The organism is Priestia sp. SIMBA_032 (assembly GCF_046535215.1).
GTDB lineage: Bacteria > Bacillota > Bacilli > Bacillales > Bacillaceae_H > Priestia > Priestia aryabhattai.
This window is the reverse complement of sequence record NZ_JAWRXD010000170.1, coordinates 1-413: the sequence shown is the minus strand read 5'-3', so window position 1 is coordinate 413 and position 413 is coordinate 1. Positions and strand designations below refer to the sequence as shown.

At 36.6% G+C, this 413-nt stretch carries 1 pseudogene; it reads right to left on the bottom strand.

What is annotated here, in order from left to right:
* Positions 1 to 25: 25 nt before the first annotated feature.
* A pseudogene (locus tag SB717_RS33865) lies at positions 26 to 413 on the bottom strand (ATP-dependent zinc metalloprotease FtsH); the annotation flags it as partial.

Below are 413 nucleotides of genomic sequence, written 5' to 3'. Positions count from 1 at the left end.
GTGACGATAGTCACTCCTTCATTTCTTACTTATCTTCTTTATCTTCATCGTCTTTCTTCATATTGATGTTTACTTTCACATCATCTGAAGATGTTGGACGCTCAGGTAATCTGCCATAATCATATAAATGATTAATTTGCTCTGCGTCTAATGTTTCTACTTCAAGTAACGTTTTCGCGATAATATCAAGCTTATCTCGTTTTTCAGTAAGAATATGTTTCGCACGAGCATAACATTCTTTAATAATTGTTTGCATTTCCACATCAATTTCATGTGCGATTGCATCACTGTAGTTTTGTTCTGAATGGAAGTCTCTTCCTAAGAATACCTGACCACCTTGTGAGCTACCAAATTGCATCGGTCCAAGCTTATCACTCATACCGAATTCCGTAACCATACGTCTTGCAATACCA